18 protein-coding genes are annotated in these 13,038 nt (G+C 70.5%); 5 read left to right on the top strand and 13 right to left on the bottom strand.

What is annotated here, in order from left to right:
- The first annotated feature begins 46 nt into the window (after positions 1–46).
- The gene (locus IE305_RS24435) at positions 47–346 is read left to right on the top strand and encodes a hypothetical protein (RefSeq protein ID WP_190131873.1); all 300 of its coding nucleotides are present in this window, start codon (positions 47–49) and stop codon (positions 344–346) included.
- Positions 347–353: 7 nt separating this feature from the next.
- On the opposite strand, the gene IE305_RS24430 is transcribed toward IE305_RS24435, so the two are convergent.
- Positions 354–572: a hypothetical protein gene (locus IE305_RS24430; RefSeq protein ID WP_190131872.1), complete on the bottom strand. Its 219-nt coding sequence runs from the start codon at positions 570–572 to the stop codon at positions 354–356.
- Positions 573–909: 337 nt separating this feature from the next.
- Here IE305_RS24430 and IE305_RS24425 point away from each other — a divergent pair, with 337 nt between their 5' ends.
- On the top strand, positions 910–1,041 hold the full coding sequence (locus IE305_RS24425) for a SapB/AmfS family lanthipeptide (RefSeq protein WP_190131871.1): 132 nt from the start codon (positions 910–912) through the stop codon (positions 1,039–1,041).
- Between the two features lie 180 nt (positions 1,042–1,221).
- Here IE305_RS24425 and IE305_RS24420 read toward each other — a convergent pair whose 3' ends face one another.
- The 3 genes from IE305_RS24420 to IE305_RS24410 all read right to left on the bottom strand — a co-directional run bounded on the left by IE305_RS24420 (position 1,222) and on the right by IE305_RS24410 (position 2,867).
- Positions 1,222–1,503 carry a hypothetical protein gene (locus tag IE305_RS24420; protein WP_190131870.1) on the bottom strand — a complete coding sequence of 94 codons (282 nt, stop codon included), beginning with the start codon at positions 1,501–1,503 and terminating at the stop codon, positions 1,222–1,224.
- Positions 1,504–1,534: 31 nt separating this feature from the next.
- Entirely contained in the window at positions 1,535–1,852 is a 318-nt protein-coding gene (locus IE305_RS24415) for a hypothetical protein (RefSeq protein ID WP_190131869.1), read from the bottom strand.
- A gap of 397 nt (positions 1,853–2,249) precedes the next feature.
- The gene (locus IE305_RS24410; protein WP_190131868.1) at positions 2,250–2,867 is read right to left on the bottom strand and encodes a TetR/AcrR family transcriptional regulator; all 618 of its coding nucleotides are present in this window, start codon (positions 2,865–2,867) and stop codon (positions 2,250–2,252) included.
- 69 nt (positions 2,868–2,936) lie between these two features.
- On the opposite strand from IE305_RS24410, the gene IE305_RS24405 reads away from it, so the two are divergent.
- On the top strand, positions 2,937–4,271 hold the full coding sequence (locus IE305_RS24405) for an alpha/beta hydrolase (protein ID WP_190131867.1): 1,335 nt from the start codon (positions 2,937–2,939) through the stop codon (positions 4,269–4,271).
- 597 nt (positions 4,272–4,868) lie between these two features.
- Here the strand turns inward: IE305_RS24405 and IE305_RS24400 are convergent.
- The 3 genes from IE305_RS24400 to IE305_RS24390 all read right to left on the bottom strand — a co-directional run bounded on the left by IE305_RS24400 (position 4,869) and on the right by IE305_RS24390 (position 6,258).
- Complete coding sequence (locus tag IE305_RS24400; RefSeq protein ID WP_190131866.1) at positions 4,869–5,156, bottom strand: hypothetical protein; 288 nt, start codon at positions 5,154–5,156, stop codon at positions 4,869–4,871.
- Between the two features lie 479 nt (positions 5,157–5,635).
- A complete protein-coding gene (locus IE305_RS24395) occupies positions 5,636–5,836 on the bottom strand; it encodes a hypothetical protein (RefSeq protein WP_190131865.1) in 201 nt (66 codons plus the stop codon).
- Entirely contained in the window at positions 5,836–6,258 is a 423-nt protein-coding gene (locus IE305_RS24390) for an ATP-binding protein (protein ID WP_190131864.1), read from the bottom strand. The genes IE305_RS24395 and IE305_RS24390 overlap by 1 nt, the downstream gene beginning before the upstream one ends.
- Before the next feature lie 126 nt (positions 6,259–6,384).
- On the opposite strand from IE305_RS24390, the gene IE305_RS24385 reads away from it, so the two are divergent.
- Positions 6,385–7,692 carry an NsdA family TPR-like regulatory protein gene (locus IE305_RS24385; RefSeq protein WP_190131863.1) on the top strand — a complete coding sequence of 436 codons (1,308 nt, stop codon included), beginning with the start codon at positions 6,385–6,387 and terminating at the stop codon, positions 7,690–7,692.
- Positions 7,693–7,696: 4 nt separating this feature from the next.
- Here IE305_RS24385 and IE305_RS24380 read toward each other — a convergent pair whose 3' ends face one another.
- From IE305_RS24380 to IE305_RS24370, 3 genes are all read right to left on the bottom strand, one after another.
- Entirely contained in the window at positions 7,697–8,230 is a 534-nt protein-coding gene (locus IE305_RS24380) for an NUDIX domain-containing protein (protein ID WP_190131862.1), read from the bottom strand.
- Between the two features lie 108 nt (positions 8,231–8,338).
- Complete coding sequence (gene msrA / locus IE305_RS24375; protein WP_190131861.1) at positions 8,339–9,007, bottom strand: peptide-methionine (S)-S-oxide reductase MsrA; 669 nt, start codon at positions 9,005–9,007, stop codon at positions 8,339–8,341.
- Positions 9,008–9,053: 46 nt separating this feature from the next.
- Positions 9,054–10,163 (bottom strand): hypothetical protein, encoded by a 1,110-nt coding sequence (locus IE305_RS24370; protein WP_190131860.1) that lies wholly within the window; start codon positions 10,161–10,163, stop codon positions 9,054–9,056.
- A 123-nt stretch (positions 10,164–10,286) separates the two neighbouring features.
- Between IE305_RS24370 and IE305_RS24365 the strand changes: the two genes are divergently transcribed.
- Positions 10,287–11,432 carry a cystathionine gamma-synthase gene (locus IE305_RS24365; protein WP_190131859.1) on the top strand — a complete coding sequence of 382 codons (1,146 nt, stop codon included), beginning with the start codon at positions 10,287–10,289 and terminating at the stop codon, positions 11,430–11,432.
- A 53-nt stretch (positions 11,433–11,485) separates the two neighbouring features.
- Here the strand turns inward: IE305_RS24365 and IE305_RS24360 are convergent, their stop codons facing one another.
- From IE305_RS24360 to IE305_RS24350, 3 genes are all read right to left on the bottom strand, one after another.
- A complete protein-coding gene (locus IE305_RS24360) occupies positions 11,486–11,728 on the bottom strand; it encodes a hypothetical protein (RefSeq protein WP_190131858.1) in 243 nt (80 codons plus the stop codon).
- Entirely contained in the window at positions 11,725–12,198 is a 474-nt protein-coding gene (locus IE305_RS24355) for a sigma factor-like helix-turn-helix DNA-binding protein (protein ID WP_190131857.1), read from the bottom strand. Before IE305_RS24355 ends, IE305_RS24360 begins: the two co-directional genes overlap by 4 nt.
- A gap of 84 nt (positions 12,199–12,282) precedes the next feature.
- Entirely contained in the window at positions 12,283–12,867 is a 585-nt protein-coding gene (locus IE305_RS24350; protein WP_229891465.1) for a MarR family winged helix-turn-helix transcriptional regulator, read from the bottom strand.
- Between the last annotated feature and the right edge of the window lie 171 nt (positions 12,868–13,038).

Here is a 13,038-nt window from a genome sequence, read left to right as displayed (position 1 = left end):
TGCAAGATGGAGGCGGTTTCACCTTGCACAACACGGAGGGGCAGCAATGACGGGGAACGAGCGGCGGGTCAGCCTGTATGCAGCGAACCAGCTGTACGTGGACGCACGCATCGGCGCCAGTGGAAACCTGGTCTTCGAGGGCCAGGACCTGAGCCGGGGCGAGTACGAGTACTTCGTGTCCGTCCGCCCGGAGGAAATCCCCCTGGTCGTCGCCGCCCTCGGCGGCACCCCCGAGGACGACGTCCTCGACCTGCTGGCCCGGCACGGCGAGGAGATCGTCCGCTTCGGCGAAATGCGCTGGCTGAAGGCCCAGGGCATCGACCCGGGCTTCTCGTCGTTCGTCTAGGGACGGTTCAGCGGGCGCGGACGAAGCCGATGTCGACCGAGTGGAGGAACGGCTGCACCTGGACACACTTCCAGCCGATGGCCTCCACGGCGTCGACGATCAGGTCGATCTCCTTACGGATCTTCCGCATCGGAACCCTGGCGGCAGGATCGATGTCGAAGCCGGCGGTGAACGTCCGGTCGCCCCGAGCATGCGCGGCTCTCGCCTCGGAGACAAGCTTCTGCATACGCCACGCGTGTACCAGCCCCATGTGACCCTCCCCCGGTGGTGGATACGGGTGCCGCCCCAGGGTCGGGGGGACCGATGAAATCCCCGTGAAACGGCAGGCCGGCGGAGACGAACCCCCGTCACCGGCTGGTCGGCCGGCGACGGACGGATGTCCACGCGCCCTGGGAGGTGTTCTTCCGGTGGTGTGCGGGGGCGCGTGACCGGATGTGCGCGGGGTGGTGCGTCGGCTGGTTGCTGCCGGTGCTTTTACCGGCCGCAGGCGGCGGGCAGCGATGGGCTGTCGGGCCGACGGACCAGCGGCCTTTCGGGTGCCGCGCCGGATGGGAGGAGGAGCCGTGACGCTTCTCGACTTGCAGGTCATGGAGCTGGACGATGGCACGGCCGCGAGCGGCGGCGACGCCAGCGTCCTGGAACCGACCAGCGACCTGAGCATTCTGATCTGCCACGAGTTCTCGGCGGCGGGTTAGCGAATGGCGCCGGTGCCGCGGCAACAGCGGCACCGGCGCCGACGGCCGGAAGAGGGACCGGCGGCGACGTTCGCCTTTGCGGAGGGGGCAGCGCACGGGGCGATGCCGGTCACCCACTCCAGCCGCATCACTCGCCTACCACATCGCAAACAGCTAAGCGCACCCGAGCGGAGGTTCGTTTCATTCCGATGGGGAAATTCTGGGGAATTTCTCCGTCACCACGGCTTTCGCCTCCTTGTCTACCCGGAGGACCTTCACTCCCTCAAGATCGGAGGATTCCACCACCAGGGGATGGAGCCTTCTTGGATCGTCGCCAAGTTCTTTGGCGACAGACTTCGCGCGCTCAATCAGTGAACTGTCCGAAGTGAGGTCGGCGCCTTCCGTGTCGACCACATGATGTATATGGTGCACTTTCCCGTTCACGTCGTACAAAATGCAAGCCCTGGCCTGCGCGACGCGCATATCATTCGGTGTTGAATTATAGCCCATCTTTTCACGCCCAATCCATGATCAGTGCATACAGCCAAGCGGTCTGGCCGCCGGTTGTAGCAATGGCCAGCGTGATGCTGCTCATGAAGTCGCTGACCGAAGGCGGCCAGAACGACCAGTCCCCAAAATCAACTCTCTGGTCAGATCCATCGGATAGCCTGCGGCGAAACCCCATTATCCCCGCGTACGAAGTTCCGCCCCCAGTCGTGCCGTGCAGCACGGCGAATGCGTAAGCCGGTTTCGGGGGAAAGTTCATGTCGACCGTGGTGTAGCCGTTCCCTGATCCAGAAAACCAGCGTCCATGCAGTCCGGTGACAGCCATGAGATCCTCGCGACTTTACAGCTGGCATTTACTGAAAGCGCTTTTCCTGGTGCGCTCTGCAGTCATTGGCTTAAACCCGCAACGCCAGTATGCCTACGGCCGTCGACCCGGCGGTACTCCAAACGGGCCGAGACTACTCCAACCGGGTGATCCCCCTTGCGCGTGGCCGAGTGGCTCACGAATTCCGCACTCCACGAATTACCCCTTGCGCGTACACTCCCGAGTTGATCTCGGCCGACCCGTGCCCCATCCATCTCGGCCGCATGTCGCGCCGTCGATGCTGGAGCCGGACGCCCCACCGCCCCGCACCCCGACCCCGCCCATGACAACAGCAGAACGGCAGCAGCAGAACGAACGTCGCTCTCCTGCCGTGGGCGGCATCGAGGTGTTGACCGGACTACCGAGCGAGTTCGGCTTGGCGAAGACCGCGGAACACCTCCGTGGTCGTCCATCCGCGCAGCGTGGCGCGAATCGACGAGCGGAATGCGGCTTCGGCCGTGGTGGCGTCGAGGGCCCCGGCCAGTTCCAGGGTCACAAGCCCGTGCAGGGTTGCCCAGATCGACAGGGCGATCGCTGTTGCGTCGCCCGCGAGGACGGACGCCGTCAAGGCGCGATCGATTGCCGCGAGGAGCGGACGGACCGGGTCACCGGCACCGACCTCTCCCGACGGGTCGAAGGACTGCACACCGCCGAAGAGCACCGTGTACAGGTGGCTGTGTCCGCACCCCCAACGACGGTAGGCGACGGCCAGCGCGTAGAGGTCTGCGAGGGGGTCCGCGGAGGTCTGCACCGTTGACAGGTCCTGGAACAGGCCGGCGACGGCTCTGTCGCGCACCGCACCGATCAGCCCGTCCTTTCCGCCGAACAGGGAGTACACCGCCGTAGTCGACGCCTCGGCAGCAGCGGCCACGGCGCGGACCGTCACCGACTCCCGCGGGCGGGTGGCGAGCATCTCGGTCGCGCACTCCACAAGCCGTCCTTTGACGGCCTCGTCGTTCGTTCTCGGCCTACCCACGGCCAGCACCCTACCTCTCTTTGGTAACGTTGTTTTGAAACGGCGTTCTGAAACTATCGGGGGTCCGCCATGCCCAAGTCCGCCATACGTCTTGTCCGCTTCACCGGACGCTTACTGCTGGCCCTGGCCGCCGTCGCGATGCTGGTCGTCCTCTTTCTCGCACTGATCGCCCTCACAGACGGGGCAGGCTCGGGGCTCGCCGCATGGTTGCCGGCCCTTGGACTGGGGGCCGTCCTCGCGACGTGGCGGGGCCGACGCCGCACTTGGCCGGCGCGGCTCGCGCCGTTCCTGCCGGTCGCTGTCGCGGCAGCATTGACGGCGTCGGTCTGCATCCCGACCGTGCCGACGGCCCGTCGGTACCCGCCCGCCCTACCCTTTGTGACCGCGCAGCACTGGAGCCTGACCACGGGCAGCCGGGTCGCGGTGTACCACTACCCGCCCGCGCACCCCGGGCCCCGGCATCCCATCCCGCTCGTGTACCTCAACGGCGGACCGGTCCGTGGCATTTCGGTCCTCGACCACCGGTTCCTGCAACTCCTGGCCCGCCAGGGCTACGACGTCTACGCCTACGAACAGGCCGGCGGCGGACGAAGCGACCTGCTCCCCATGGGCCAGTACACGATCTCCAGGTCAGTCAGCGACCTCGCCGCCTTCATCGACCGCCTGAACAAAGGCCAGGCCGACATCCTCGGATTCTCCTCAGGCGGGGCCGTGCTCACCCGAGCCCTGGCCGACCCGCGCGTCGCCGCACGCCTGCACCGGGCGATCATCGCCGAGCCCGGCCCCATGGACGGCCCCACCGCACACATCACCGGGCACAAGGGCCGAAAATCCGCACGCGGCCTCGCGCCGGCTCCGACGGGAACGCGATCGACAGATGTTCCCCGGTACGCCGTGGCATTCGGCCTCATGCGACTCGGACTCCTCACCCCCGACACCGGACTGATCGGACAGGCCGAAGGCGACAACGCCTTCACCGCCGCAGACCTCGGCAGCGACACCGCATCCGCATACTGCGCGCGCGACGCGCACCGCATCCCCGCCGAGGACACCGCACAGAACTTCTCCTTCAGCCCCGCCGCCAGCCTCCGCATCCAGCGGACGGTCAAGGACTCCCCCTCCATCGCCCCGCAACTGAGGCACTCCCGGACCCCCGCGATGCTGATGATCGCCGAGTGCTCCTCCCAGATCCGTCAATGGGAGACCACCGTCCTTGCCAATGACCCCGCCATCCAGCGCACGCAGTACATGCCCGGAGTCGGACACCACATGTGGAACGGCCTCGACGACAACAACGACCGAGCCGCCGCCGTCATCACAGCGTTCCTTCAGGACAATCCAGCCCCCCTGCCGAACTACCCGACCCGCGACGAGATCCCCACCTTTCTGCGCGACCACAAATGAAAACGTTGCAGTCCGGCACCGGCAAAGGCGGGCGAAACCGCGAAGCCGCCTGGGCCCTGCACGACGTACAGCCAAGGACGAGCTCGTAGTTCCGGAAAAGGCCGGTGGCGCATGTTGCGGTGCTCTGCCGTCTGCACGCATCGTCGTCGCGCGCCTGGTCAGGCTGGCTACGAGGGAGGGGTGGCCGGCGCGGGCCCGGCCTGTCGGCCGCCGGGCGCGTCGTGGGCCGGGCGCCGTACTCCCGCCGTCACGGATGCGGGCGCGTGAGGAGACCGCACCGTCCGGCCGTGGCTGAGGGGGAGCGGGCTGCTGCCGCGATGTGGCCGGGCCCGTCGCGGGCGCTCCGCTCAGCGCGCCACCGTCGTGGCCGAGCGTCCGGCCGCGGCACCGTCCGGGGTGGCGGTCACAGATGACGGCGCAGCTGACGGGCGAAGCGCCGCACCGCTGCTCGGCAACCAACGGGGCGAAGTGGTGGAAGAGGACGAGGCCGAAGCCGATGGCCACCGTCGGCCACGGGCCGAACAACGCGTCGCCCACCAGCAGTAACAGCCCTATTGTCACCGCAACAGCCTGTTGCTCGTCCCGTCGCCGCACTCGTCACACCGCCCGCAGCACCAGTTCCGTCAATGCACGCACCGACGTCACCGGCAACGTCAGCCGCACCAGCCCCGAACCGTCTGCCCCCGACTGCGCCGCGAACACCACACCGTCCGTGCCCACACCGGCCGCCGCCAACGCCGACACCAACTCCGCCCCGGCATCCTTCGCTTGCCGCCAACCGCCCACGTAGTCGACGCCCCGCACCCACACCACCTCGTCCGGGTCGAACCCCAACTCCGCCGACTCGAACCCGTCGCCACCCGGCACGGACATGATCTCTGCCACCCCTTCGCATGCTTTCGGCCAGTAACGCTGTGCGTGGGGCGCATCGTCGAGGACACGACGAGGGCCCCGGTACTACGATCAGTACCGGGGTCGCTCGCGGCTCCTGGGCCGGGCCACCTCCATTGCTTCCAGGCGGAGAGGTGGCCCGGTTCTGTTGTTGCGGTCCGGCCCCTGACGCAAGGGGCGGGACCGCCGACGGCGGATGGAGCAGCAACCGCCGCCGCCCCCGGACACGTTTCGACGGCGAGCACCCACAGCGGCCGGCGCCTGGCGGGCACGCCCTTGCCGTGCGGGTGTTCACGTGCCGAGGGAGACTCGGTGAGGGTGTTATCGGAAGCTGAAGGACTCGCCGTCGTACATGCAGTCGGCGATCGACGGGTCTTCGTGCAGCTTCACCAGGGCCCACTGATAGAACCCGTACCAGCGCTCATCCATGACGCCGAGCAGGTACAAGGCCCCTTCCCTCAGAGCGCCGCGGATCACCGACCACCTCCCCTGCCGCGCTCCACCCTGATGGGGTCGTCGCCGTCCAGCCGTATCGTGCGGCCGGACTTCAGCGAGATCAGGGCCTCACGACGTCCGTTGGAGTACGACTTGGTGCGGACGTCCTTGACCGTCTCCCGCTTGCCCTTGTCGACCACCACGTCACCGGGCCGCACCATGTAGGCGAGCAGGCGCATCACGCACCCCCCGCCCCGGCCGCGGGCAGCACGGCCCACACCGACTTGCCGATGCCGTTGCGGTCGCTCACGCCCCAGCACTCGGACAGCGCGGCGACCAGGACCAACCCACGGCCGCCCTGACCCCGCCGCGCTCCGGTCTCGGGGCGCCGGTCGTCGGCGTCGTCGACCTGAATGCGCACCGTGTCGCCCTGGAGGGCGAAGCGGGTCTCGATCTGCCGGCCCGCCGACACCCGGGCGTGGATGACGGCGTTGGTCAGCAGCTCCGACAGCACGAGGAGGGCGTCACCCTCGATGCCCGTCAGTCCCCAGTCGGCCAGCGACTGCCGCAGCACGTGCCGCGCGCGTCTGACGCTCGCCGGGCGGCGTGCCCAACGGCGCACCACCACACGTTCGTTCGTAGCAATGGCTGTCTGCTCCATGCCTGACAGCATCCCGAGACGGGTGGGGCGGTAGTAAGGCCCAACGGGATACCCACAGTGGGTACACCGCACGGTAGGCAGCCCCACGACGCCGAGGGCGTTGGTCGGACGACACGGAGCTCCCACATGCCTCAGCGTTCGGACGTGATCGGTTTCCCCGCCCGGCTGTTAGCCGCTCCGGAGATGGTGGCGGCGTGCCGGGAACGCGACTTCGCCGCCATCTTCAAGATCGCGCGGCGCGCCGGCATGCACAACGTCGTCATTGCACGCCAGTGCATGCTGACGGCGAGCCGCGTCGGTGAGGTGATCTCCGGGAAGCGCGGGATCACGAACATCGCTGTCATTGAACGCGTAGCTGACGGCCTGCGGATTCCAGGGCACATGCTGGGCCTGGCGCGCAGGGACTGGGAGCCCGCTCCGTCGGTCCGCGCGTCCGTCGGCGAGGTGGATCTCGTACCACAGGTGCCGTCCGCCGTCTGTGCACTGCCCGGCGCCGACCTGGACAGCATCCTTGCAGTGGCGGCCGGGCCGAAGCTGAGCCCGGCGACGGTGCGTGCTCTGCACTCGTCGATCGAGGACTACTGGCGGCGCGACGACGAGCACGGCGGCGAAGCGCTCCGGCCGGCGGTCGTGGGGCAGCTGCGCTACGTCGTGAACCTGATCAAGGAGGCCGGGGAGGGGGAGTACCGCCGGAGCCTGGTGAGCGTCGCCGCGGAACTCGCCAGGCTCACCGGTTGGACGTACTTCGACGCGCGCCAGTACAGCCAGGCCAGGACCTGTTTCATGCAGGCTCTCCAGCTTGCCAAGAGCGCCGACGACCGCCCGTTCATGGCCAACGTGCTGGCGTGCATGAGCCTCCAGTCCACGTACGAGGACAAGCCGGCCGATGCCGTCGCTCTGGCCACCGCCGCCCAGGACTGCACGCGGCTGCACGGCGGGACGCCGCGGGTGATGGCGATGCTGTCGATGAGGGAGGCGTTCGCCCACGCGTCGATGGGCGACCGGTCGGCGACGCACACCGCGCTTGCGGACGCGCACCGCGAGTTCGACCGGATCTCCGATCACGACGACGACCCGGGGTGGGTGACCTACTTCGACCAGGCCAAGCTGGTGGTGGACACCGGCATTGCCCGCGGACGCCTCGGGGAGGCCGCCCAGGCCGAACCGCTCGTGGCGGACGCCCTGCAGCGCGCGCACCCCGGCAACCTTCGCGGCCGGGCCTTCCACTCCTTCTGGCTGGCCAGCATCCAGCTGGAGCAGGGCAACCTTGACCAGGCTTGCCACACGGCAGCCGGCGCGCTGGAGATCGCTGCCGCCGTCGACTCCGAGCGCGTGGCAGGCCACCTTCGGGAGTTCCAGCAGCGGTTGGTGCCCTACCGGGGCCAGCCCGCAGCCGCGGAGTTCGAGACGCGACTACGGGCCTCCCTCAGGTAGGGCGTCAGCGGACGCCTTCGTCCATGAGGACGTAGAGCAGGCCGACCAGCGAGCCGCTGCTCACTATCTCGCGCCGGTCGATCATGCCGCGGACCTTGTCCAGCGGAATCCACTCGATCCGGTCTGACTCGTTCTTCTCGGTCGGCGGCCCGATGTGCGTCGCACCGTCGGCCCGGAACACGTAGTGCTGCGAGTCCGTGATGCCGTTCGCAGGCTCCGCGTAGATCAGCGGCTTCATCGCCCCCGGCCGCCAGCCGGTCTCTTCCTCCACCTCCCGGGCCGCCGCTTCCTCCGGGCTCTCGCCCTCCTCGATCAACCCCATGGGCAGCTCCCACGCCCACGCGTCGGTGATGAACCGGTGCCGCCACATCATCAGCACCTCGCGCCGGTCGTTCACCACGGCCGCCACCGCCAGATGACGCAGCCGCACGACGTGGTGCTCCCAGCGCCGGCCGTCCGGCTGCTGGACGTCCACCAGGCACAAGTTCACCCATGGGTTTTCGTAGATCACACGTTCGCCGTGGGTCTTCCACTGCATGCGTGTTGCCCCTCTCGCCGTCGGCCCCCAGCATCCCAGAGGCCACGGCGAGGTAGGGCGGGCGTAGGCCGGTTCGAGGTTCGGACCGCGTGGCTAGAGCCCGTGGGTTCAGGCGTCGTCCGGCGTCGTGGCCAGTCCCACCGGGCAGCTGACGCCCGTCCCGCCGATGCCGCAGTAGCCCGACGGGTTCTTGAACAAATACTGCTGGTGGTACGGCTCCGCCGGGTAGAACGGGGGTGCCTCGCGGATTTCCGTTGTGATGGGGCCGTGGGAGGCCGCCGTGAGGGCCTGCTGGTATGTGGCGCGGGACGCTTCGGCGGTGGAGTGCTGGGTGGGGGAGTGGGTGTAGACCGCCGAGCGGTATTGCGTGCCGTGGTCGTTGCCCTGGCGGAAGCCCTGGGTGGGGTCGTGGGACTCCCAGAAGAGCTTGAGGAGGGCTTCGTAGGTGGTCTTCGACGGGTCGAAGACCACGCGGACCACCTCCGTGTGGCCCGTGAGGCCGCTGCACACCTCCTCGTACGTGGGGTTCGGGGTGTGGCCGCCCTGGTAGCCGACGAGGGTGGTCCACACGCCCGGGGCCTGCCAGAACTTCCGCTCCGCGCCCCAGAAGCAGCCGAGGGCGAAGTCGGCGGTCTCCAGGCCCTGCGGGTAGGGCGCGGCGAGCGGGGTGTCCAGGACGGCGTGGCGGGCGGGCAGGGGGAATTCCGGGGCCGGACGGCCCGGGAGGGCCTCCTGCGGTGTGGGCAGGGCGGCGGGCTTGCGGTGGCCGAACAGCATCGTGGGCTCCCCAGGAAAAGGCGTCGTTCAGGACAACGGACGACCGTTACGCGGAATTCCGGCGTCCGGCCTCCCAGCCGGCGACGGCCAGGGCCCGGTACGTCGTGTACGCGGCGAGCGGGTCCTTCTCGTGCGTCCACGGCACCGCGCCGATGTGCCCGTCCACGCGGCGCAGCTGCTCGACGGCCTCGCCGTAGCGCTCGGCGTTGACCAGGAACCACACCAGGAGGTGCCGCACGTGGGGGAGCACCGGGTGGTTTTCCGGGGCGTGCGCGACCGCGTACTGCGCCCCCTCGATGGCCTGGCGCACCACGACGCTCTCGTACAGGCCGCGGACCAGGTTCACGTCCGGCAGGTGGTCGTGCACGGCGAACAGCGGCAGCGCCGGCAGCAGGCTGCCCTGCGGTGCGCCGGCGGCGGCCCGTTCCGCGAAGGTGTCGGCCTGGCGCTGGGAGCCGTGCCACGCGGCGCTCCAGTAGCGCAGGGCCACCAGGTGCGCGCCCATGTGCTGAGGCGCGCGCGCCACGACGCGCTCCCACAGCGACTGGAACTCCGCCTCGTTGGCGCCCAGGCCGCGGGCCACGCCCAGTTCGGTGATCAGCGGCACCACGTCGTCGGGCGCCAGCCGTGCCGCCTCGGCGCAGACGGTGCGCGCCTCCTCCAGGATCATGCGGTAGTCCTGCGAGGAGGGGTCCCGCAGGGCCTGCTGCACCAGGAACTCGGCCTGCACCGCGGCGCCGCCCGCGTCCTCCGGCGCCACCACGCGCCAGTGGCGGAGCCACATGCCGCCGGTGCCGGGCTGCTCGGCGAGCTCGCGCACCGCGGCGCCCGCCAGCGTCTGCACCCGCTGCCAGCGCCGCTCCGGCTCGTCGGCGGCACCGGTGCGGGCCAGGAGGGCGGCCGCCGGCTTCCAGTCCTGGGTGCGGCGGGCCTCCTCCACGGCCGCGAGCAGGTCCGGGTCGGGGCCGGGCAGCCGCAGGTCGAGCCGGTCCGCCGGGACGAAGCCGTGCTCGGCCACCAGCTCCGCGACGACGTGGCCGCCGTCCGGCGACCGCAGCGCCTCTTCCAGCGCGCGCTCGCGCCGGCGGCCCCGCAGCCGGGGCACCACCACCCCGGCGACGATCACGAGGGCGAGCAGGATGACCAGAAACTCCATGAGTGGTCCCGTGGGTGCGAGATCGGACGGTGGGCCGGGTTCCGGGCGGAATGCGGAATCGTTCATCCGCCCGCAACAAGTGAACAGGACGAATCCGGTGACCGGGGTACTACCCTCGGGACAATGAGCGACCAGCACAGCTTCGAGACCCTCGCGATCCACGCCGGCCAGGAGGCGGACCCGCTGACCGGGGCCGTCGTGCCGCCCATCTACCAAGTCTCCACCTACAAGCAGGACGGCGTCGGCGGCCTGCGCAACGGCTACGAGTACAGCCGCAGCGCGAACCCCACCCGCACCGCCCTGGAAGAGAACCTGGCGGCCCTGGAGGGCGGCGTGCGCGGCCTGGCCTTCGCCTCGGGCCTCGCCGCCGAGGACTGCCTGCTGCGCACGCTGCTGTCCCCCGGCGACCACGTGGTGATCCCGAACGACGCCTACGGCGGCACGTTCCGCCTGTTCGCCAAGGTCGTGGGCCGGTGGGGCGTGGAGTGGTCGGTGGCCGACACCTCCGACCCGGCCGCGGTGCGCGCGGCGCTCCGCCCGGAGACCAAGGTCATCTGGGTCGAGACGCCCTCGAACCCGCTGCTGGGCATCACGGACATCGCCGCGGTGGCGGGCGTGGCCCACGAGGCCGGCGTGAAGCTGGTCGTCGACAACACCTTCGCCAGCCCCTACCTGCAGCAGCCGCTGTCGCTGGGCGCGGACGTCGTGGTCCACTCGACCACCAAGTACATGGGCGGCCACTCCGACGTCGTGGGCGGCGCCCTGGTCACGGCCGACGCCGGCCTGGGCGAGGAGCTCGCCTTCCACCAGAACGCGATGGGCGCCGTCGCCGGCCCCTTCGACGCCTGGCTGACGCTGCGCGGCATCAAGACGCTCGCCGTCCGCATGGACCGGCACAGCGCCAACGCCGAGCGCGTCACCGAGCTGCTGGTCTCGCACCCCAAGGTGACCGAGGTCTTCTACCCGGGCCTGCCCGGGCACCGGCTGCACGAGGTCGCGGCCAAGCAGATGCGGTCCTTCGGCGGCATGGTGTCCTTCCGCGTCGCCGGCGGCGAGGAGGCGGCGGTCGAGGTCTGCAACCGCGCCAAGCTGTTCACGCTGGGCGAGTCGCTGGGCGGCGTCGAGTCGCTCATCGAGCACCCGGGCCGCATGACGCACGCCTCGGTGGCCGGTTCCCAGCTGGAGGTCCCCGCCGACCTCGTCCGCGTCTCGGTGGGCATCGAGTCCGTCGACGACCTGCTGGCCGACCTCACGCAGGCCCTGGGCTGAGCCCCGGGCGCAAGCCCTTCCCCCCGCCCGTCCGTCGCTCGTCCGCACCGCCGTCACCACCCCGGTGGCGGGGGTGCCGCGCCCGGCGACGATCCCGCCACGGCGGTCAGGGCGCACAGCGCCACCACGGCCGCCACCAGCAGCAGCCACGCCGCACCGCGCACGAACCGGCGGCCGCGCAGCAGACGCCGGCCCTGCCCGGCGGCACGGGCCGCCAGGTCCGCCGGTACGGGCGGGCGCGGGCCGGCCAGCAGGAGCCGGCGGGCCTCCGCCTCCCTGCGCTCCAGGCCGCTCACGACGCCGCCCTCCGCCGCCCGGCCGAGGGCGCCCCGGCAGGCGACAGCAGGGCGGTCACCGCGCGGGCGCACAGCGCCCGTACGCGTTCCGCCGGCAGCCCCAGACAGGCCGCGGTCTGTTCCTCGGCCACGCCCTCGTACAGCCGCAGTACGACCACCAGACGCTCGTAGGGCGCGAGCCGGTCCAGCGCGCCGCCGCGCGGGCGGCGGTGCCGGCGGGCGGTACGGAGGTAGGCGGCGACCAGCTCCTGACGGGCGCGGTCGTACGGGTCCTCGCCGCGCAGTGCGTCCCACGCCGCGTACGTGCGGGCCAGCGCGGCGGTCAGCAGGCTCTCGGCGGCCCCGGCGCGCTCCGCCGGCTCACCGGTCAGCAGCAGCGCGGCGTGCAGCAGCCGCCCGCCCGCGCCCCCGACGAACGACTCGAACTCCCGGGCGCGGCGGCGTTCGTGTGCCGCCCGGCGCTCCCGCACCCCGCCTCCGTACGCCCACGCCGTGCGCCTGCCTCTGTGCGCACGTGCGGGCCCTTACAGGACAGACCGGCGCGGGCGGTGGGGTCAAGAGGCGGGCGGCATCGCGGTGGGCGGGGTGAAGTGGATCGCGGACAGGGCGGTGTTGAAGCGCGTGAGGAGCGTGCAGAAGACGCTGCGCTCCTCCTCCGACCACTCCTCGGTCACCAGCGCCATCAGGGCCCGGCGGGAGGCGCGCACCTCCTCCAGGCGGGCCTTGCCGCGCGGCGAGAGCTGGAGCACCACGGCACGGCCGTCCTCCGGGTGCGAGGTGCGCTTGACCAGGCCGGTGTCGACGAGGGGCGCCACCTGGCGGGTGACGGTCGAGGAGTCGATGCCCATGCCCGCGGCGAGCGCCTTGACGCCCATCGGGCCTTCCTGGTCGAGGCGGTTGAGCAGCAAGTAGGCGGCGCGGTCCATGGTGTTGTGGACGCGGCCGACGCCGCCGAGCCGGGTCTGCTCGGCCCGGCGGGCGAAGACGGCCACCTGGTGCTGGAGGGTGTCCAGCACGCCGGGCGGCAGGTCCGTGACCGGTCCGGCGACCGGGTCCTGGGACGGTGCCGGCAGCGGTGCGGCCGTGGGATCCGTCGTCATGTCCGTCATGTCCGTCGTCATGTCCTGAGAGGTGGGCATGGCCTGGGGCTCACTTCGTATGGCGGGAAGGGAACGGGCTGGTATTGCTGAGAATGGGGGACAGGGTACGCGGCCTTTCCGCCGCCCGTACCGGAGCTGCACAAACCGGACGGTATGCCTGGTATTAGCGGCGGTTCGAAAAGGAACGGAACCAGCAGCGGATGCTGTTAT

This window comes from Streptomyces mashuensis (assembly GCF_014654785.1).
GTDB classification, from domain to species: domain Bacteria; phylum Actinomycetota; class Actinomycetes; order Streptomycetales; family Streptomycetaceae; genus Streptomyces; species Streptomyces mashuensis.
This window is presented reverse-complemented; position numbering and strand designations above follow the sequence as displayed.

What these genes read in the sequence shown, in the direction of transcription:
- IE305_RS24350 (WP_229891465.1), bottom strand. Translation starts at nt 12,867, where the DNA reads ATGCCCACCTCTCAGGACATGACGACGGACATGACGGACATGACGACG.
- IE305_RS24430 (WP_190131872.1), bottom strand. Translation starts at nt 572, where the DNA reads ATGCAGAAGCTTGTCTCCGAGGCGAGAGCCGCGCATGCTCGGGGCGAC.
- msrA (WP_190131861.1), bottom strand. Translation starts at nt 9,007, where the DNA reads ATGCTGTTCGGCCACCGCAAGCCCGCCGCCCTGCCCACACCGCAGGAG.
- IE305_RS24380 (WP_190131862.1), bottom strand. Translation starts at nt 8,230, where the DNA reads ATGCAGTGGAAGACCCACGGCGAACGTGTGATCTACGAAAACCCATGG.
- IE305_RS24365 (WP_190131859.1), top strand. Translation starts at nt 10,287, where the DNA reads ATGAGCGACCAGCACAGCTTCGAGACCCTCGCGATCCACGCCGGCCAG.
- IE305_RS24370 (WP_190131860.1), bottom strand. Translation starts at nt 10,163, where the DNA reads ATGGAGTTTCTGGTCATCCTGCTCGCCCTCGTGATCGTCGCCGGGGTG.
- IE305_RS24390 (WP_190131864.1), bottom strand. Translation starts at nt 6,258, where the DNA reads ATGGAGCAGACAGCCATTGCTACGAACGAACGTGTGGTGGTGCGCCGT.
- IE305_RS24415 (WP_190131869.1), bottom strand. Translation starts at nt 1,852, where the DNA reads ATGGCTGTCACCGGACTGCATGGACGCTGGTTTTCTGGATCAGGGAAC.
- IE305_RS24385 (WP_190131863.1), top strand. Translation starts at nt 6,385, where the DNA reads ATGCCTCAGCGTTCGGACGTGATCGGTTTCCCCGCCCGGCTGTTAGCC.
- IE305_RS24405 (WP_190131867.1), top strand. Translation starts at nt 2,937, where the DNA reads ATGCCCAAGTCCGCCATACGTCTTGTCCGCTTCACCGGACGCTTACTG.
- IE305_RS24420 (WP_190131870.1), bottom strand. Translation starts at nt 1,503, where the DNA reads ATGCGCGTCGCGCAGGCCAGGGCTTGCATTTTGTACGACGTGAACGGG.
- IE305_RS24435 (WP_190131873.1), top strand. Translation starts at nt 47, where the DNA reads ATGACGGGGAACGAGCGGCGGGTCAGCCTGTATGCAGCGAACCAGCTG.
- IE305_RS24395 (WP_190131865.1), bottom strand. Translation starts at nt 5,836, where the DNA reads ATGCGCCTGCTCGCCTACATGGTGCGGCCCGGTGACGTGGTGGTCGAC.